The 17,580-nt window shown below is 58.2% G+C and carries 14 protein-coding genes and 6 pseudogenes; 5 read left to right on the top strand and 15 right to left on the bottom strand.

The genetic code is table 11. The annotated features are described in order from the left end of the window. Window positions 1-201: 201 nt before the first annotated feature. Together ML_RS03200 and recO are read right to left on the bottom strand one after the other, a co-directional pair. Window positions 202-1,092, bottom strand: coding sequence for a decaprenyl diphosphate synthase (locus tag ML_RS03200; RefSeq protein ID WP_010907849.1), 891 nt, complete (start codon window positions 1,090-1,092; stop codon window positions 202-204). After that, window positions 1,085-1,891, bottom strand: a complete 807-nt coding sequence (recO, locus tag ML_RS03195) for a DNA repair protein RecO (protein WP_010907848.1) — start codon at window positions 1,889-1,891, stop codon at window positions 1,085-1,087. The genes ML_RS03200 and recO overlap by 8 nt, the downstream gene beginning before the upstream one ends. A gap of 61 nt (window positions 1,892-1,952) precedes the next feature. Here recO and ML_RS03190 point away from each other — a divergent pair. Then, window positions 1,953-3,348 (top strand): annotated as a pseudogene (locus ML_RS03190) (amidase). A 69-nt stretch (window positions 3,349-3,417) separates the two neighbouring features. Here ML_RS03190 and era read toward each other — a convergent pair. The 9 genes and pseudogenes from era to ML_RS03145 form a co-directional block, all read right to left on the bottom strand. After that, the gene (era, locus tag ML_RS03185) at window positions 3,418-4,320 is read right to left on the bottom strand and encodes a GTPase Era (protein ID WP_041323703.1); all 903 of its coding nucleotides are present in this window, start codon (window positions 4,318-4,320) and stop codon (window positions 3,418-3,420) included. Window positions 4,321-4,443: 123 nt separating this feature from the next. Further along, on the bottom strand, window positions 4,444-4,770 hold the full coding sequence (locus ML_RS03180) for a hypothetical protein (protein WP_010907846.1): 327 nt from the start codon (window positions 4,768-4,770) through the stop codon (window positions 4,444-4,446). Next, window positions 4,763-6,075, bottom strand: a pseudogene (locus ML_RS03175) (hemolysin family protein). Before ML_RS03175 ends, ML_RS03180 begins: the two are co-directional and overlap by 8 nt. After that, window positions 6,072-6,608, bottom strand: coding sequence for an rRNA maturation RNase YbeY (gene ybeY / locus ML_RS03170; protein WP_010907845.1), 537 nt, complete (start codon window positions 6,606-6,608; stop codon window positions 6,072-6,074). Before ybeY ends, ML_RS03175 begins: the two are co-directional and overlap by 4 nt. A gap of 30 nt (window positions 6,609-6,638) precedes the next feature. Further along, on the bottom strand, window positions 6,639-7,688 hold the full coding sequence (locus tag ML_RS03165; protein WP_010907844.1) for a PhoH family protein: 1,050 nt from the start codon (window positions 7,686-7,688) through the stop codon (window positions 6,639-6,641). 299 nt (window positions 7,689-7,987) lie between these two features. Next, window positions 7,988-8,761, bottom strand: coding sequence for a 16S rRNA (uracil(1498)-N(3))-methyltransferase (locus ML_RS03160; RefSeq protein ID WP_010907843.1), 774 nt, complete (start codon window positions 8,759-8,761; stop codon window positions 7,988-7,990). 31 nt (window positions 8,762-8,792) lie between these two features. Continuing rightward, window positions 8,793-9,929, bottom strand: a complete 1,137-nt coding sequence (gene dnaJ / locus ML_RS03155; protein ID WP_010907842.1) for a molecular chaperone DnaJ — start codon at window positions 9,927-9,929, stop codon at window positions 8,793-8,795. Window positions 9,930-10,000: 71 nt separating this feature from the next. Continuing rightward, the gene (gene hrcA, locus ML_RS03150; protein WP_010907841.1) at window positions 10,001-11,032 is read right to left on the bottom strand and encodes a heat-inducible transcriptional repressor HrcA; all 1,032 of its coding nucleotides are present in this window, start codon (window positions 11,030-11,032) and stop codon (window positions 10,001-10,003) included. Window positions 11,033-11,223: 191 nt separating this feature from the next. Continuing rightward, the gene (locus ML_RS03145; protein ID WP_162618229.1) at window positions 11,224-11,367 is read right to left on the bottom strand and encodes a hypothetical protein; all 144 of its coding nucleotides are present in this window, start codon (window positions 11,365-11,367) and stop codon (window positions 11,224-11,226) included. Between the two features lie 450 nt (window positions 11,368-11,817). Here ML_RS03145 and ML_RS15175 point away from each other — a divergent pair. From ML_RS15175 to ML_RS15165, 3 genes and pseudogenes are all read left to right on the top strand, one after another. Beyond that, window positions 11,818-12,139: pseudogene (locus ML_RS15175) on the top strand (type II toxin-antitoxin system VapB family antitoxin). Between the two features lie 94 nt (window positions 12,140-12,233). Further along, window positions 12,234-12,812 (top strand): annotated as a pseudogene (locus ML_RS17785) (carboxymuconolactone decarboxylase family protein); the annotation flags it as partial. Between the two features lie 705 nt (window positions 12,813-13,517). Then, entirely contained in the window at window positions 13,518-13,721 is a 204-nt protein-coding gene (locus ML_RS15165) for a hypothetical protein (protein WP_231846709.1), read from the top strand. 45 nt (window positions 13,722-13,766) lie between these two features. On the opposite strand, the gene ML_RS03130 is transcribed toward ML_RS15165, so the two are convergent. Continuing rightward, a complete protein-coding gene (locus tag ML_RS03130) occupies window positions 13,767-14,270 on the bottom strand; it encodes an MTB12 family secreted protein (protein WP_010907840.1) in 504 nt (167 codons plus the stop codon). Window positions 14,271-14,678: 408 nt separating this feature from the next. Then, on the bottom strand, window positions 14,679-14,864 hold the full coding sequence (locus tag ML_RS03125; RefSeq protein WP_145985172.1) for a hypothetical protein: 186 nt from the start codon (window positions 14,862-14,864) through the stop codon (window positions 14,679-14,681). 609 nt (window positions 14,865-15,473) lie between these two features. Between ML_RS03125 and ML_RS03120 the strand changes: the two genes are divergently transcribed. After that, window positions 15,474-15,761 (top strand): sodium-dependent bicarbonate transport family permease, encoded by a 288-nt coding sequence (locus ML_RS03120; RefSeq protein WP_269147086.1) that lies wholly within the window; start codon window positions 15,474-15,476, stop codon window positions 15,759-15,761. A 732-nt stretch (window positions 15,762-16,493) separates the two neighbouring features. Here ML_RS03120 and ML_RS18615 read toward each other — a convergent pair. Together ML_RS18615 and ML_RS03110 are read right to left on the bottom strand one after the other, a co-directional pair. Then, a pseudogene (locus tag ML_RS18615) lies at window positions 16,494-16,725 on the bottom strand (ATP-binding cassette domain-containing protein); the annotation flags it as partial. Window positions 16,726-16,918: 193 nt separating this feature from the next. Beyond that, window positions 16,919-17,544 (bottom strand): annotated as a pseudogene (locus ML_RS03110) (ABC transporter permease subunit); the annotation flags it as partial. Window positions 17,545-17,580 lie beyond the last annotated feature (36 nt).

Genomic DNA, 17,580 nt, shown 5'->3' with positions numbered 1-17,580 from the left:
CACTGATCCTCTTGGTTCAGCAACAAATCCCACGTCAATATTTAAAAATGAGTGACACCATGTCGAGGTCGGAGACGATATTAACCACCCGCAACAAAGCTAACGTACAGTGAATTCTCACCGTGAACGCGCCGTCGGTTTCCTCCTCGGTGAGTAACACGACGCGGAGGACCAATGCGAGTCGCTCTTGTCAAGAGTGCACTATGCGCTTCCGAAGCGCCGATTGCGCGACGCATATTCTTCACACGCCGCCCACAAGTCACGGCGGTCATAATCGGGCCACAACTTATCCTGGAAAATGTATTCAGTATACGCCGCCTGCCACAACATGAAATTGCTGGACCGCTGCTCCCCCGAAGTCCGCACGAAGAGATCGACATCGGGGATGTCTGGCCGCTGCAAGTGCCGTGTGATCGTGGACTCGGTGATCCGCTCCGGATTGAGCCGGCCCGCAGCTGCCAGACGAGCAATTTCTCTTGTAGCTTCTGCGATTTCAGTGCGACCACCGTAGTTGACACAATAATTGATGGTGATGACGTCGTTGCCCGCCGTCATGTGTTCCGCAATGGCCAATTCATTGATGACGCTGCGCCATAAGCGCGGTCGCGACCCTACCCATCGGATCCGGACCCCCATCTCCTTGAGATTCTCCCGACGCCGTCGCACTACATCGCGGTTAAAACCCATCAGGAAACGGACCTCTTCGACAGACCGCTTCCAGTTCTCAGTAGAAAAAGCATAGAGACTGAGCCATTTGATCCCGAGTTCGATAGCGCCGCAAGCAACGTCGATGACCACCGCTTCGCCCATCTTGTGGCCCTCGGTGCGGTGCAGTCCGCGTTGGTTAGCCCAACGGCCATTGCCGTCCATCACGATGGCGACATGAGTCGGCAATTGGGCGGCCGAGAGCCGTGGAGCGACAGCTTTTGACGTGTGCTGCGGCGGTCGCCTCGGCCCGCCGTCGGGTGATGGCGGCAGCATCGGGAAGACAACCGGCCAGGTCGACTTGTCGGGAAAGGTCGGGTAGTCGTCGGGCGCAGGGGGCAGCTGCGGAAAATCCGTGGACTTCAGCGTGCGCTCGTTCCTAACCACAGGCCATATCTTGCCGGACCAGCGCTGCGCGCCGCTCCGCGATGGAACGATCGACCTGGTATGCTTGATGTGTTCGTTCCACCAGAGGTAAAGTTTTCAGCTGTCGTTCCAGATGCCACTGCAGGTGTGCGGCCACCAATCCGCTGGCGTAGCTGCGGTGGGACTGCGGCGCTTGCTGGGCAGTTCCCCAATCGCCGTCGTGCAGCGCAGACATTAGTTCCAGCACACCCCGCGGTGGTGTAGTCGAACCGGCCGGACGGCAATGCACACAGACGCTGCCCCCAGCGGCAATGTGAAAAGCCCGATGCGGACCGGGCGTGGCACAGCGGGCACACGCGGTCAACGCTGGAGCCCATCCGGCGATCCCCATGGCACGCAGCAAATAGGCATCTAACAGCAGGTCGCGAGGCCGGTTTCCGTCAGCCACCGCGCGCAGCGCGCTCACCGTAAGCCGATGTAAAGTCGGGGCGGGCGCCCGTTCTTCACCAGCGAGACGTTCGGCGGTTTCCAGCATCGCGCACCCGCAAGTGTACCGACCGTAGTCACTAACGATGTCGGTGGCGAACGCGTCAATCGAGACAACCTGAGTAACGATATCAAGGTTGCGGCCGGGGTGCAGTTGCGCATCGATATACGCGAACGGTTCCAGGCGAGCGCCGAATTTACTGCGAGTGCGACGCACACCTTTGGCCACCGCACGCACCAGCCCGTGATCGCGGGTCAGCAAGGTGACAATCCGGTCGGCTTCGCCGAGGTTGTGCTGGCGCAGCACTAACGCCCAGTCCCGATACAATCGCATCACAACAGTTTTGCACCTCACCACGATATCTCGGGTATCCGCGCCGATAGTCTCGTAACCTGTGGTTGGAGCTTCTTTATCCAGCAATAAGCGCCTACCCACGCTAAGCTGACTTGCTTTACCAACTGGCCACACACTCAGCGACTGCCCAAGAGTTGGTGCACCGGTCCCTACAGGCCATCGAGATCAGCAAGCCCGCGTTGGACGCTTTCTATGTGGTGCTCACCGAGTCCGCACGGGCCGACGCAGAACAGGCAAACCGATGACGGGCCGCCGGCGACACGGCGCCGTTACTCGGTATCCCAATTGCAATCCACGATAACGTCGACATAATAAGAATGCCAACTACCTTCGGCGCCGAAGGGTATATACAACCCGCCACCCACGACGCTGAATTCGTTTGCCACCTGAAGACGGCCGGGACAGGGACCTTCAGCAAAACAACACCTATGAACTCAGCTAATAGCCACTCACTAATGGGTCCCAGATTCAATACCTACCCGCAATCCCTGGTAACGTCAACACACACCAAGCGGATCGTCCGGCGGTAGCGCGGCCGCGGTGGTTACGGTCCTGGTCACCGCCGCCATTGGTTCCGATGGCGGCGGTGACCAGCTCCCTGCAGCATGTACGCACCTGGTGGATATTAAACCGCAACACGGTCGCATCTCCACCTGACCGTTGCCGGAGGCATTCAGCGGCATCACGCTCAATGGCGTGCTAGTCTGCACAGTGGCCGACCCGGCATTGGTGATCGACTAAACATCCGGCAACATTGAGGGCGACCTACGCAAACCACGCCCGACGACGGTATCAGACTACCTTGGCATCACGCCTGGATCGCTCAACATCCCGATGTCAACTCGGTTCCCGTTAAACGGGTTTCGGGCCAAGTTGCACCCCGAGATGTTGGTCGCTACCCACAGGGTAGCCAAACAATTTGAGCTGCTTGTCCACACCGTAGTAACCGGCAACCCAGACCACGGCCTGCGGTTATCGTGAAACTTTCTCGCCCGTTCCACCTCCGGCCTGGCGTACTGGTAGGGACGGCTGGGCGACGGCATTGGCCTGGACCGCCGCACCGTTACCAATCCGCGCACAGGTCATGTGCTCGGGGAAGCAATTCTGCGCAGCGCGCGCCGACACGAAGAGGTTGACCAGCGTCGTGTCGGTTCTATCTTCGACATCGTCAACGTCGTCCTGACGCCCACCACCGCACAACCACCACCACTGGCACGAACCTTCAATCGGTTGGGCTCTTTTCGCATTGATCGTGCCATGACCGCCGCGTCTCCGGTGACTTGGCCGTGGAACGTACTGAGCTGACCGTTTATCAATATGCCAGCAGGGGGTTCACCGCCGAGGGGTTGCCAATCGGTGTGCAATTGATGGGACCAACAAACAGCGAAGGCATGCTGATCTCGCTGACCGCCGACCTGGAAGCCGTTTGCGGCTAGGCAAGCAAGCGGCCGGAAGTATTGTAGAACACCGTCACGCCGCAAAGCTCCACGCAAGATTGAGCTACCTCAAAACCCTAGTCGACCAAGTTGTTTAGGGTTGCGCTGCCAGTTCTTGGCGACATTGACATGCAAGTCGAGATAGATGTTGGTCCCTAACAGCTTCTCGATCTGGCGACGCGCCGCGATACCCACCTCCCGCAACCGGGCACCGCTCTTGCCAATGACGATTCCCTTCTGACTTGGCCGCTCGACATAAAGCACAGCGTGCACGTCAATCAGGTCGCCACGCCCTGCCCGCGGGCTGACCTCGTCAATCACCACCGCCAGCGAATGTGGTAACTCGTCATGCACTCCCTCCAGCACGGCCTCGCGGATCAGTTCTGCCATCAGAAGCTCTTCCGGCTCGTCGGTCAGTTCACCGGCGGAGTAATAAGCCGGACCCGGTGGCAAGGCCGCAGCCAGCACATCTATCAGCACGTCGACCTGTTCACCCGTCACAGCCGACACCGGCACGATCTCGGCTGAGTCGGCGACGAGGTCGCTGACAGCGACCAGTTGTGCGGACAGCCGGTCCTTGGGCACTTTGTCAATCTTAGTGACGATAACGACGAGGATCGTTTTCGGGGCGACCGATCGAATCTGGTTAACAATCCATCGATCTCCCGGACCGGTGGCCTCATCAGCCGGGATGCACAGTCCGATTAAGTCCACCTCGGTATAAGTGTCGCGCACCAAGTCGTTGAGCCGCTTACCCAACAGCGTGCGCGGCCGATGCAGACCGGGAGTGTCAACCAGAACGATCTGGAAGTTACCCTCCCTGTGTACGATCCCTCGAATGGTGTGTCGGGTGGTTTGCGGCTTCATCGAAGTGATCGCTACCTTGGTGCCGACCAATGCGTTGGTCAGTGTCGACTTGCCAGTATTCGGACGACCGATCAAACATACGAAACCCGAACGGAATTCAGCCATATCCACCAGAGACGATACGCGCCGTATAGCGCCTCGCGATGAGGAGGCCGTCCGCTTGCGGGAGAAAACCGGGAAATCGGATCCGGACTACCGCCAAATTTTGCGCCAAATACACAGTCGTCGTCATACGCGGTTCCCGTTTCTATCAATCAGGATTACCACTGCTGTTGAGGCCAGCTCACGAACCATGGCTATATCGGGCTCGTCCACGGACCCAGCCACCAGCACCCCGACCTCCAACCCACTCACCACACTGGACGCACTGAACGCGGCGGCGGCTTCCTCCTGTAGACCGATCAGCTCGAGCGTTGACAAGGTCACTGGCGCAGCGGCATATGTGCGACCGTCGAAGTCACGCACTACGGCACCGCTGCCGGCTTCAGTGCGCGCCATCGCAGCCCGCACCAGCACCACCAACTTGGCATCCTCAGTGTTCAGCAGCTCAGCCATACCAACCACTCCTCACACCATCAGAGCCTTCAGATTCAGCTGGGATCAACAGCACAGTGCCGATCCGCATCACCCCCAAAGATCCGGGCCGCCTTAAGCGTGCAGTGGCAAGCCATGCGACACCACTTCGGCGCCAGGTAACGGGACCCGGACCAATTCCAGAGCCAGCAGGCCGCCCACCGTGTTGACATCGAGATCGTCGTCGAATTCCATGCCGTACAGCTCACCAACATCTTTGATCGGCAATCAAGCTGAAAAGCGGAAACGTTTGCCACCCAAGAATTCTACTGGAGAGGTCTCGCGTGGTCATATTCGTCGGAGATATCTCCGAAGATTTTCTTCCAGAACCTCATTCTATACTGACCAAGCCGGCTATCGTAGCGTACCCGTCGACCAACAGCGCCATGTGGCTACAGTCACGCTGTATTTCACGCAGCAACGTGTCCAACAGCTTGAAGTCCGGAACCAAACACCGCCGGAAGCATCACTTGCGCCACAACCGTGCCTCGACCGTGATCAGGAAAGAAGAACGTATGTTGAACCAGGTCTCTCAGATAAAACACCCCAACGATGTTGTAGACATTCTCACCAATTACCGGAATATGTGAATGACCACTACGGACGGCCAGGGTTGTCACTTGAGTGGCCGACATGTCACTTTCGATCCAAATCATCGCGATGCTAGGCACCATCATCTCACGGACTAGTGTGTCGTCGAGTTCGAAAACTGATTCGATCATCCGGTGTTCTTCGGCAGCAACCACGCCACGTTGCTGCGCCAGATCGACGGCATCGCGGAGCTCAATCTTGTACGCAAATAGTCCGTTTCGCAAGCTGCAGCCCGGGGTGAGCGCGTTGCCGACGACTACCAACAATCAGCTGATCTGTATCAACAGCGATGAGATCGACTGCAAAAGAAGTGCTGTCGCCAACGAAATCGAGTATGCGTTCTGGCGTCCCAAGTTGCGTGGACCAACGCCAATAACCACGCAGCTGACCACCACCATGGCTGGTCGCGGCACCGAACAAGGACCAGTTCAGGCCAAGGTTGCCATAAAGGAACACCACTAGCATTACGGTAGCGGTAATTTCACACGCTATCCGCAACAACACATCACCAGGTTGATGTAGCGTGGCCGATCGACTATCACCTTGAACAGTCGTCCCGCGTCAGATAGTTCTTCGCGAACTAACTCCTGCACCCGAGCCAGCGACACGGTGCTAATGGCGGCGTCGATCGGCAGCAAACAACCCACCCAGTCCAATCAACGCGATCACGCCGATCAACTGATTCAGGCCGGTCACAAGTAGCCGAAATACCCTGACTTGTACAGCAATCGACAGTCTTTCTCGTTCTGACGGTCATGCTGATAGGCCCGTACCTGTTCGGCCACCCACTCTTCCAGTAACCTGCCCTGCAGGGCGAACATCTCCTTCTCCTCGTCTGGCTCACCGTGGTCGTAGCCGAGCAGGTGAAGTACGCCGTGAATTGTCAGCAGCGCTAACTCATGTCCGAGGCTGTGGCCCTCTGCGGCCGCCTGCTGCGCGGCGAACTCTGGGCACAGCACAATGTCACCCAACATGGAGGGCCCTGGCTCAGCGGCGTCAGGTCGACCACCCGGTTCGAACTCGTCCATCGGGAAGCTCATTACGTCCGTTGGCCCAGGAAGGTCCATCCAGCGCATATGTAGATCGGCCATCGCTGCGGTGTCCAGTAGCACCATCGACAGCTCTGCTGCTGGGTTGACGTCCATTTTGATGATGACAAACCGCGCGACGCTAACCAGTTCCACTTCAGAAACGTCGAAGCCTGACTCGTTAGATACTTCAACACTCATAAGATGCTCATGGGACTATCCACGCCACCATCATCGACGATTGCGAGCGCCGGACGCTCGCCGAGCCGCCCGATTCATCCCCAAGTCGTGCTCCTCATATTCGGCATAGGCGTCAACAATCTCCGACACCAGCCGGTGGCGCACCACATCCACACTGGCCAGCTCCGCAACGTATATGTCGTCGATGTGCTCCAGGATATCGACCGCCGCGCGCAGACCCGACCTGGCACCTCCCGGCAGGTCAATCTGCGTGACGTCCCCGGTGACAACAACTTTCGAACCGAAACCCAGTCGGGTAAGAAACATCTTCATCTGCTCAGCGGTGGTGTTCTGCGCCTCGTCGAGGACGATGAACGCATCGTTAAGTGTGCGACCTCGCATGTACGCCAACGACGCCACCTCGATAACACCGGAAGACATCAGCTTCGGGATCAGCTCGGGGTCCATCATGTCGTACAGCGCGTCGTACAGCGGCCGCAGGTAAGGATCTATCTTCTCGCTCAGAGTACCCGGCAAAAAGCCAAGGCGTTCACCAGCTTCCACTGCTGGACGAGTCAAAATGATCCGAGTTACCTGCTTAGTCTGCAACGCGTTGACCGCCTTGGCCATGGCCAGATACGTCTTCCCGGTGCCGGCCGGACCGATTCCGAAGACGATAGTGTTCGCATCGATCGCGTCGACGTAGCGCTTCTGATTTAGCGTTTTAGGCCGGACCGTTTTACCGCGGCGCAACAAAATGTCCAAGGTGAGGACTTCAGCCGGTGATTCGTTACCGGTGCCGACCAGCATGGCTACACCGTGACGCACCACTTCCGGCGTCAACGGATGACCGCTGGCCACGATGGCGACTAACTCAGAGATCGCCCGCTCGGCAAGTGCAACATCGGCTGGCTCGCCCGAAAACGCAACGGTGTTGCCACGCACATGCAGATCGGCACTCAACATGCGTTCGAGGGCGCGCAAATTCTCGTCTGCTGAACCCAGCAAGCCCACAACGAGGTCGGGCGGAACATCGATGGTGCTGCGAACGTGCATAGAGGCCGATGATGCGTCAACAGCGCTGGTCTCGTGGTGCGTCACGTGGTTACCGATGCCTGCTTTCTTGGCCTGTACAAGAGCGTGTCAACACGGGTCGTGCCAATATTTTAGCCTACGCTAGGGGCCCTAGTTCGTCAGCTGTTCATCAGCGTATTCGCTGGCAGGTCCTTGTCCAGCACCTAGTGAGTCTGGGCGGTGCTAGCGACCGGCAGTAAGTCGCCGTAAACCGCAGCTCCCGACCTGCACCAGCAAACACCCCTGATCGCAGCTGCTGGTCATCGCTTGAGCCCCCTATTCGTACTTCGTGAGACTGTAACGACGCGGTAGAAACGTGACTTGGATTACAGAATCGATGAAGCATCCCACCGGGAAGTGAGCACGCCTAACGCGCCCAATGCCACCGCAGCCGCGGTCGATGACCGCAGCACGGTGGGACCGAGCCGGACCGCGACGGCGCCCGCCTCAGTCAATGCGGCAATCTCGTCCGGCGCGATACCTCCTTCGGGACCGACCAACAACACTAGCGAGTTTGCTTGCGCCACAGAGATATCCGCAAAGACATCGGACAACCGATCGGTCGCCGACTCGTGCAAAGCCAGCACAGTGGCACCGGCGGCTACCTCATCCCGGATCCGCTGTAGCAGCGCCGCAGTGGTCAACACCCCATCGACCGAAGGTATGTGCGCCCGGCGAGACTGCCGAGCTGCCGCGCGGGCTACCGCACGCCACCGGCGCAGACCCTTGTCCACCCGGACCCCGTACCAGCTGGCCACGCAACGATCAGACTGCCACGCCACGAACGCATCGGCACCGGCCTCGGTGGCCATTTCGATAGCCAACTCTGAGCGTTCAGCCTTGGGCAACGCCTGCACCACAGTCGCCGGCGGTAGCCCCGGCGCTACGGTCCAGTGCCCCAGCACCCGGGCATATAGCCCATCGCGCCCGGCCCGTTCGACCAAGCAGTGAGCAAGGCCACCGACACCGTCACCGAGCACCAGCTCCTCGCCGGGACGGATCCGACGCACCGTGACCGCGTGAAACCCTTCGTCGCCACCCACCACAGCTACCGTACCGGTATCGGGCAATGCGTCGACGTAGAACAATGTGCTCACCACATGTGGAGCCCCTAAAACCGTTAAAACCGTGCTAACGATTGGTAAAGGTCTCGCGCAGCCGGCTGAACAGTCCGCCGCCGGCCGCATGCGTCGAACGAACCTCGGCCACGTCACGGCTGCGACGGCGCTTCAGTTCGCGTAGCAGTTCGGTGTCATGCTGGTCCAGCCGAGTGGGGACCATCACCTCGACGTGAACATGCAAATTGCCCCGCGTGTTGGAACGCAAGTGCGGCATCCCTTGGCCACGCAGTTCGATGACCGAACCCGGTTGGGTCCCCGGCGAAATATCGATCTCACTCATACCATCCAAGATGGCATCTACGGTGATCGTGGTGCCTAGAGCCGCATCGACCATCGGCACCGAAACTGTGCAGTGCAGATCGTCTCCGTCGCGCACAAAGATGTCGTGGGCCTGCTCGTGGACCTCGACATACAAGTCGCCTGCTGGCCCTCCCCCGGGCCCAACCTCACCCTGGGCGGCAAGTCGGACCCGCATCCCGTCGCCAACACCGGAGGGGATCTTGACGGTGATCTCCCGACGGGCGCGCACCCTACCGTCGCCAACGCATTGGCAGCACGGGTCGGGGATTACGACCCCAACACCCCGGCAGGTGGGACATGGCCGCGCGGTCACCATCTGACCTAGCAGTGAACGCTGCACGGTCTGCACCTCCCCGCGACCCCCGCATGTGTCGCAGGGTATCGGCGCAGAATCACCGTTGGTGCCCTTGCCCTGGCATCGGTCACATAGCACTGCAGTGTCAACGGTGACCTGCTTGGTGACACCGGTTGCGCACTCTTCAAGGTCGAGCCACATCGGCAACAACGAGTCCGAGCCCGGCCGCACCCGGCCGATGGGACCACGTGATGCCGAACTCCCGCCAAAGAAGGCTTCGAATACATCACCTAAGCCACCAAAGCCACCGAACCCTGACGGAGATGCTGCGGCGTTTTCCATCGGATCCCCGCCCAAATCGACGATCCGACGCTTCTCCGGGTCGCTCAGCACCTCGTAAGCCATGCTGATTTCCTTGAATTTCGCCTGCGCGGCCTCATCGGGATTGATGTCGGGATGCAGTTCGCGCGCTAGCTTGCGATAGGCACGCTTGATGTCCGCATCGCTGGCATTCCTGCTCACGCCGAGCAGCCCGTAATAATCGCGTGCCACGCCTAACTCTCCTAGCAGCGTCTTATGCCGCTTCTAAGCGGCTGTCCACAGATTCCGTAGCGGGTGCGTGTTCACCGAGCACCCAAAACTTCGCCGATATACAAAGCAACCGCAGCGACACTGGCGATAGTTCCCGGATAATCCATCCGGGTAGGCCCCAACACACCCATGCCGCCGTAGACGGTACCCGAGGTACCGTAGGCGGTGGACACCATCGAGGTACCCATTATTTGCTCAGCCGCCGTTTCGTGACCAATACGCACAGTCACCTTGCCAGCCTCCTGTTGGGCGGCCAGCAGTCGCAGCACCACCACCTGTTCTTCGAGGGCTTCCAAGATGGATCGCAGTGAACCACCGAAGTCCGCAGAGTTGCGGGTCAGGTTGGCAGTGCCACCCAGCAACAAGCGTTCTTCGGTGTGTTCGACTAGCGATTCCAGCAATACGTTCGCCGAGCGGCCGACGGCATTGGCCAACCCGCCCGTACCCCGAAACCGTCCGACGAGGTCGGCTACCGCGGCCGAGGCCGCCGACAGTTTCTTGCCTCCCATTGCCTGGCTGAGCATTTCACGCAGCTGGGAGAGCTGGTAATCGTCGATAACATCGCCGAGTTCGGCGATGCGCTGATCCACCCGACCGGACTCGGTGATAACCACCATCAGCAACCTGGCCGGGCTCAGCGCGATTACTTCCAGATGGCGAACGGTCGACGTCGACAAGGTGGGGTACTGCACCACGGCCACCTGACAGGTCAGCTGAGCCAATAGTCGCACAGCGCGGCGTAGCACGTCGTCGAGGTCGACACCGGACTCCAGAAAGCTTTGGATCGCCCGCCGCTCGGCCGCTGATAGCGGCTTAACGTCTTCGAGTCGATCAACAAACTCGCGATAGCCCTTCTCCGTGGGCACTCGCCCGGAGCTGGTATGCGGCTGAGTGATGTACCCCTCGGCCTCTAACACCGCCATGTCGTTGCGGATGGTTGCGCTGGACACGCCTAAGTTGTGACGCTCCACCAAAGCCCTCGATCCGATCGGTTCCTTGGTGGCGACGAAGTCGGCTACAATGGCGCGCAGCACCTCAAAGCGACGCTCGTCGGCATTCCCCACCGCCAGTCCACCTCCTTAGTCGCGTTCATTTTACGTTCTCACAATGGCGCTGGCCGCCATGAGCGGCCGTCGGGCGGTGGTACCACCCCCACCCAAGCCGCTTAGAGGCTGGCCTTGCGATCGAAAGGACCAAACGAAATGCCAGCTCGACGCCCCCAGCATGGTGGGCCTTGGAGATTGGATGGGCAATCCTAGATGATCATGAAGGTCAAAGACTGAACTTGTTCGTTGACTCGGATCGCCGAAAAGTTGTTGGTATGGCTCACGCCCACCCCAGCGCCGGCCCACCATCCGCTAAGCCAAGTCTTGATGACCTGGCAAAACAACAAGTCCACCGAGTGAGCGTTAGGATATCTGGACATCACCCACCGTACCGCTGCACACTCACACAACCCAGATGGACATCCTGCTGTCACTACACGAAGAATTCACCAACACCTGCGAACCCGCTGGAAGAATTCAGTGATGCTACAGAATACCGGACCCATGTTTGCAACACCACCACAGATCGGCGTCTTGATCAGCCGATTAAAGAAACTGTCGTCAGCGATGACCACCGACCCGCAACGGCGGTTATCTTAAATCGACCTAACTCGATGCGCCTGAGCCAGTTGCCCCACCAACCTGAACGCTAAGTTCATGATCGATGTTTTGTCTTGGAACAGACAAAATTGTCGGCAGCCCTCCGTGCAGCCAGGGTGCGACCTATTAGGCCCGGGATTTTCCGGCTAACCTGGGCTCATGACCCAGTCGATCTTGAGCGACGCGTCAACAAAGTTGCATGGATGATCTTCAAAGGCGCCAGACACGGCAAACCATACCCCCCCCGAGCATGGGCTATGCTACCGGAACTGGACAAAAATCCAATTGTAGCAGATTTTAGGCTCGACGAATTTGGCTACCACCACGACCGTTTTCGCGTTCGACCTCTTACTGTCGGAAGATTCCACGTTCTATGGCAACCTTTCCCGCATACGGTGAGGTGGCAGGGGAGGCATTTATCGCGAGGATGGCCTACATTGGGCAGTGCACGCCGCACTACACAATCGCACGTTGCTACATGCGCGGGGCTTTGACATGAACGTGCCGATGGGAAGACGGACTTAAGGCCCGAGCGCATGGGTAAACCGGTCACGTTTCGCGGCCACCAGGTGTCGACTAAGTGAAGACAAAGTCTTAGCCCTATGTCAGGAAGATCGCCATGTCCCGGCCAATCGAAGTCGCCGACCACGACGCCGGCCTAAGCGCCAAAATCGCCTTTTTCTTCACTAAGCGGAAGCTGGCCGCAGACGGCTGGTCTGGAAACTGCCAACATGATACAATCGCTGCAGATTATACGCAGTATATATCAAGTCTATTGAATGCCTAAAGCAGGCTAACGCAGGCCTAATCGAAACTGGGTGTTCTCCATCCGCGCTACCGCACACTGGCCTAACCGGAAGGCATCGACAACGGTTCACTGCGAATTCTGCATCGACTTGAGTTCGCAGATCGTCCGCGAATAGAGGATCACCGACGAAGAACTGCTGGCGATGGCCGATTACCAGCACGCCTCCCGCTTCTCCGACGTCGACAAACCGATCTTGGAATACACCACCGCGATTAGCTACATCCCGGTCGGAGTGAGCTACGAATTTTTAGATAAGCTACGCCCCCACTGCAAAACCGCCCAGCTGGTGATACTGACCCACATCATCACGCTGGGCAACCTGCGTGCCCACTTCACAGCATCGGGTCATTCGGCTTTTCCACCGGCCGAGTCTGCGCGCTCCCCTACACCAGCCAGCAGCCGGATGCCGGCGGCACATGTATTGTGGATGCGTCCGAAACTCCCTTGACGGCGCGCTTCGACGCGAAGCCCTAACCGCCAGTCGGGCGCCCTCGAATACCGCATGCTGGGCTCGATTTACGCTCAAGACGCCGTGAAGAAGGAAGCGTGGCTACGGCTGAGCAGCACCGAGGAGCCCACGCGCCGACCATCGTCAATCTAGGAACTTGGCTGACCACCGTGGTGGCCCGCATTTGCCTAGATCGCTGCGACTGTCGGTCGCGATCACCAGGACTGGCCTCACATATAACAGATCCGGTGGTGGATCCAGTGGGTGAATTCGACACCGAACATCGGGCAAATAGCTGATCAAATGCGGTGGGGCTGGCGCTGTTGGTGGTGCTGTATACGTTGCAGCCGGCGGAGCGGTTGGCGTTCGTCTTGCACGACATTCTTCGCCGTACAGTTCGAACAGATCCCATTGGGGATCGGACCCCGGAGACAACCTGCAAGCTGAACAGTTGTGCACCGACGCATCTAGCACACCGATTCCGGTTCCTGACGAAAACCATAGCCGCGCAATGCGAAGCAGTCGACGCGTTCCTGCGCAGCCTGGCGTAGCGGCGACTTCGCCCGATTGGTGTCGGTGCTGCATCCCGACGTAGTGCTGCGCGGTAATGTCGTACCCGGCGCCGCCAGACCCGTGCTGTCCAGGGTGTGTCCTCAGTCGCCAAACTGGCCCGCAGCTACACGCTGCCGGAACGCGAAGTGCGCACTGCAACCGTCAAAGGCACCGTAAGCACGGTCATTTACGTAGCCGGTCAAGCAACAACGATCATGGGGTTCATTACACGCGACGGACGGATCACCGCGATCGAAGTACTGGCCGATCCGCATCAGATCAACAAACTCAACCTGTAGAGCCTTGAATCGGTAAAGCGCAGACAGTGACGGGATCCGCGGTGCTCAACGCCCCGCGGCCTGCAACAGCTCCATCGCGGAGTGGCGCGACAGCACCCAGCTGCCCTTATTGATGAAGGTGATGTTCTGCGTGACCGGCGGGTTGAGTTTCGGACCCGACACGGAAACGTCAGCCGTGGCTGAACCACTGGTACCCGGTCGAATATTCGTCACACTGAACAACAACGGCAGTTCACCCTTCTGAGCCGCATTTTTCAACTCGCGATCGCCAATATGAGCCTCCGCAGAACCGATTCCGCCCTCGACCAACTGGCTCTTGTGCATGAACGAAACATCAGGATCGACAATTTTATTGAGCAAACTGGTCAATTCGGCTGCGGTCGGCACATCCGCAGCCGGTGCCGGATCTTGCGGCAGCGGCACACCGAAGGCAACGGGTTGTATGTGGGACGCGGCCGGGCCCGTCGGGATAGCCATCGATGTCAGGCCGTCGACGGCGGCTCCGATTATGGCCAGCGCTGCATAGGTGGCGATGGATTTCATGGTCATCTCTTTCTCTTCGATTAGGATGCATTGTGGCGGACGGTCACAGACTGATGAAGCCGTTCACGTGTTCCATGGACGATGCACATGATGCATCCGGTGCACACCTTGTTCCTGGTCTTTCGTATCTCGAGCGACCATGCTACCTCCGAGCTAGGTTCGGCTTCGCCGGGCAACCTGTGTCGAAGCTATGCAGCAACTCAGGATCTTCTATCTTCTGCTAGCAGGCCTGGTTAACCTACGTTGGGCAAGCGATGTCGGCACTGAATACTGCCGCATAGACAACCTGCGCCACCGCCAGCGGCGTCCAGGTCAATCACTCGGTGTATCAGCTCCAGTCGCCAGGCGACGCACGCGACGACCATGCTGATGATGCACCACGACGGCGAGTAAACCGACGCAGGCTGACCACCACTACATACCGGTAGAGCGACGCAAGCGCCATGGTTCCAACGCTCCCACCCAGGTAATAGACAAGTAGTAGAACGTCAGATACAACCCAACCCGACTGGATCGCTCCGCACCACCGGCCTCAGCCGGATATCCGGTCGCGCAGGATTGCTCAACAGAACACGCCAGTGCAAGACACAGCGAGGTCAACGATCACAGTCGGTGTCGTCGGGATGAACGTGAGGCCTAGGCCAACCAACGATACCGCGCTGGCCAGACAGTAGGTGCGCAGCCGACCTAGACAGTTGATTCAACGCTCCAGCCGCAGGTGGGACGACGGCGACGAAAAAGACCGTGAACACCGCCCCGATCTAAACCGTGTTTAGGCGCGAACCGTGTTGCCATCGGGGTGGCAAGCCGTGATACGTTGTAAACGCTGCGTCGAAGTGCACCCTCGTTGGTTTCGAACGCCCAATAGTGGTCCTGTCGATACCTAATAGACTGTCTCGTCGATGCTTATTGACTGTCTCGGCCGCCTTGCATCAGGGCTTACAGGGCACATCCATAATCCAGTTCACAAGCCCGCGCGTGTACCGAGCTGCGGATTAGCCTGAGCAAGTCTAAGTGTCGACATTTGCTTAGATGTTCTAGGTCAGCTCCGGCTAACATTCGATGCTTCCGTGAGCACCGTAGCAAGCACACACAAGAGGGCCGCTCAAATGTTTCAAGAATTTTGGGATAACTTCACCCACAACCTGTTCAAGCCACTCCATGCTGTTCTTCTAATGTAATGCGGGTTTTTGATCCCCATCCAGAAGGATAAGCTTCGAATTTCCATATGTGATCTACCAGAGCTTCACCATGTATCTTTTGCTGGCCATCGGCCGGCACGGATGCGAAGAACTAGCCAAAGACAAGCCTAGCGAAATCAACAACATCGCTGGCTTTTTGGTGCTCGGCTTCGTGTTGAACTTCCTCATCAGAAGACTGGCCTACTTGTTTGTTGAGCCGCTTGAGTTGGACGCGGAGAGTGGACGTAGCGACTGTCGCTGGTTATTACGCGCCGTACTCGGCAGAAACAGTATACAACTTGCCTGGCCACACTGACCACCATCAGCATGACATTCACCACCTACAGGCCTGCCATGCTTGCAGTAATGTACAGACCAAGCCACCTGATGACAGTACATTTTGTCGGGCTACTCCGGCAAAAGGGTGTAAACCAAGCCGGGTACTGCCCGGTAAGCCAGGCTACACCAAGCCAGTCACGGCAGGGGTCGGACCATGCTGCGGCCAGTATATGGCCAAAACTCTGGAGGCCCAGAGCGAACGGGGCATCGAGCAAAAGCTGTAGCTGTCGATGAAAAAGCTAGCGCATCCAAACTGGGAGCCCAACCAGCGCGCACCGATGGAGAAACCCCAGATAATGCCAGTGTTCTCCCTTAAGTTGTCGCAGGAAATTTTCCTCAACCCTGGACCCGTCCTTCTCATCGGTAGCATCCTCATCAGCGGGCTGCATAGACATTAAAGTCGTTCAAGGCGACGACAAATTCTTCGTCCTAGCGATCCATAACGATCCCCGAGGCCAGCCCAGCCCTGCCGTTAGCCACATAACTGGGCTTGACATTGTCAAGATCCTAGGCCTGATCCTTGGGAACCAAGCACTGTGGTGACGTGCACATCGTCATGCAGGCACTGGATCCAAACCCGCAGATCCTAGCGAACCTCAGCGTCCAATGCGCCCAAGAACTCATCGAACAGCAGCACCTGCAAATCTACCGCCAGGGCTCGAGCCAGCACCAGATCGACCTTAAGGCGCCTACGAATCTCAAGCCCTTAGGCCACATTGTCGCGCACAGTCATGTGCTCAAAGACAACATAATGTCAAACGATGCCGCGGCGTTGCGGCAGCACCTGGGTAACGTCGCGACCGTGATTGTGATGGTTTCGGTGTCCGGGTGGTCAAGGCCGGCGATGATGCGCAGCAGCGTCAACTTACCCGAACCGCTAGGCCCCAACAACGCCATCAGCAAACTGGCGGGCACGATGACGCCACGTGGCCCAAGGCCACGAAGTGGCCATAGAGTTTGTAGACGTTCGCGCACGATGATCGTTGTGCGTGTCCTGGCCAGTCCCTTCATCGGCCATCTCCACGTCCCTTAGTCAGACGTTTCTGCCTGCTCGTACCCGGCAGGAATCAAAACCCACCTGGATACTCAAAAGACCACCGCGGATACCGTAATCAACAAAGTTAACAACTCATAAGCACCATATTCACCCAACGTACAGGCAACGGTTAACACAATGGCGTAGGCTACGTGCCGCCGGTTGAAGAGTAGCATAATCCGCTAGAATTTCTGCCACCAGCTAGATCCTCGTATTGCCGCAACCTGGTTTTGGTCGGACCCCAGTTAGTGCAGCATCGGTTCAACCTCGCGTACCACAAACGGCAGGGTGACGAAGACGCTAGCAAGCACGATGCCGGACAGGCCAAAGATGATCGTTAACTCCAAGCCTTTCTCCACGAAGCCCAGCGCACCGCACGATCCCCACAGCACGACCAGTGCAACACCTACTATGACGGATGAGACCGCTAACAATAGATCGATGATCGTCTGCAGTGCACCTTTTCGTCGAAATATGTTGATAAAAAAACCAATGTCGTCGGAATTCCGAAAACCACGTTCAGCGGAACCGGGATGTCCACTACCAGAAGCGACAAGTTCAGCGCCAATCCCTCCTCTGACGTGCTGACTCAGGCGTAGAATTGACCGAAGCCCGGTGCAAAGGTCCGCCATAAGATCAGCGCAAACGTCATAACCAGTAGCACAACAATGTAGGCAAAGGCGACATACAGGATCAGATAGCTAACTTGCGGCAATGTCGCCATGTGGCTATCTCCTCGCATCAGTCCTCATGCGCGCCT

Origin of the sequence: Mycobacterium leprae TN (assembly GCF_000195855.1) — a bacterium.
Taxonomy (GTDB): Bacteria; Actinomycetota; Actinomycetes; order Mycobacteriales; family Mycobacteriaceae; genus Mycobacterium; species Mycobacterium leprae.
The sequence above is the reverse complement of the archived record's forward strand: the minus strand, read 5'-3'. Positions and strand labels throughout refer to the sequence as shown.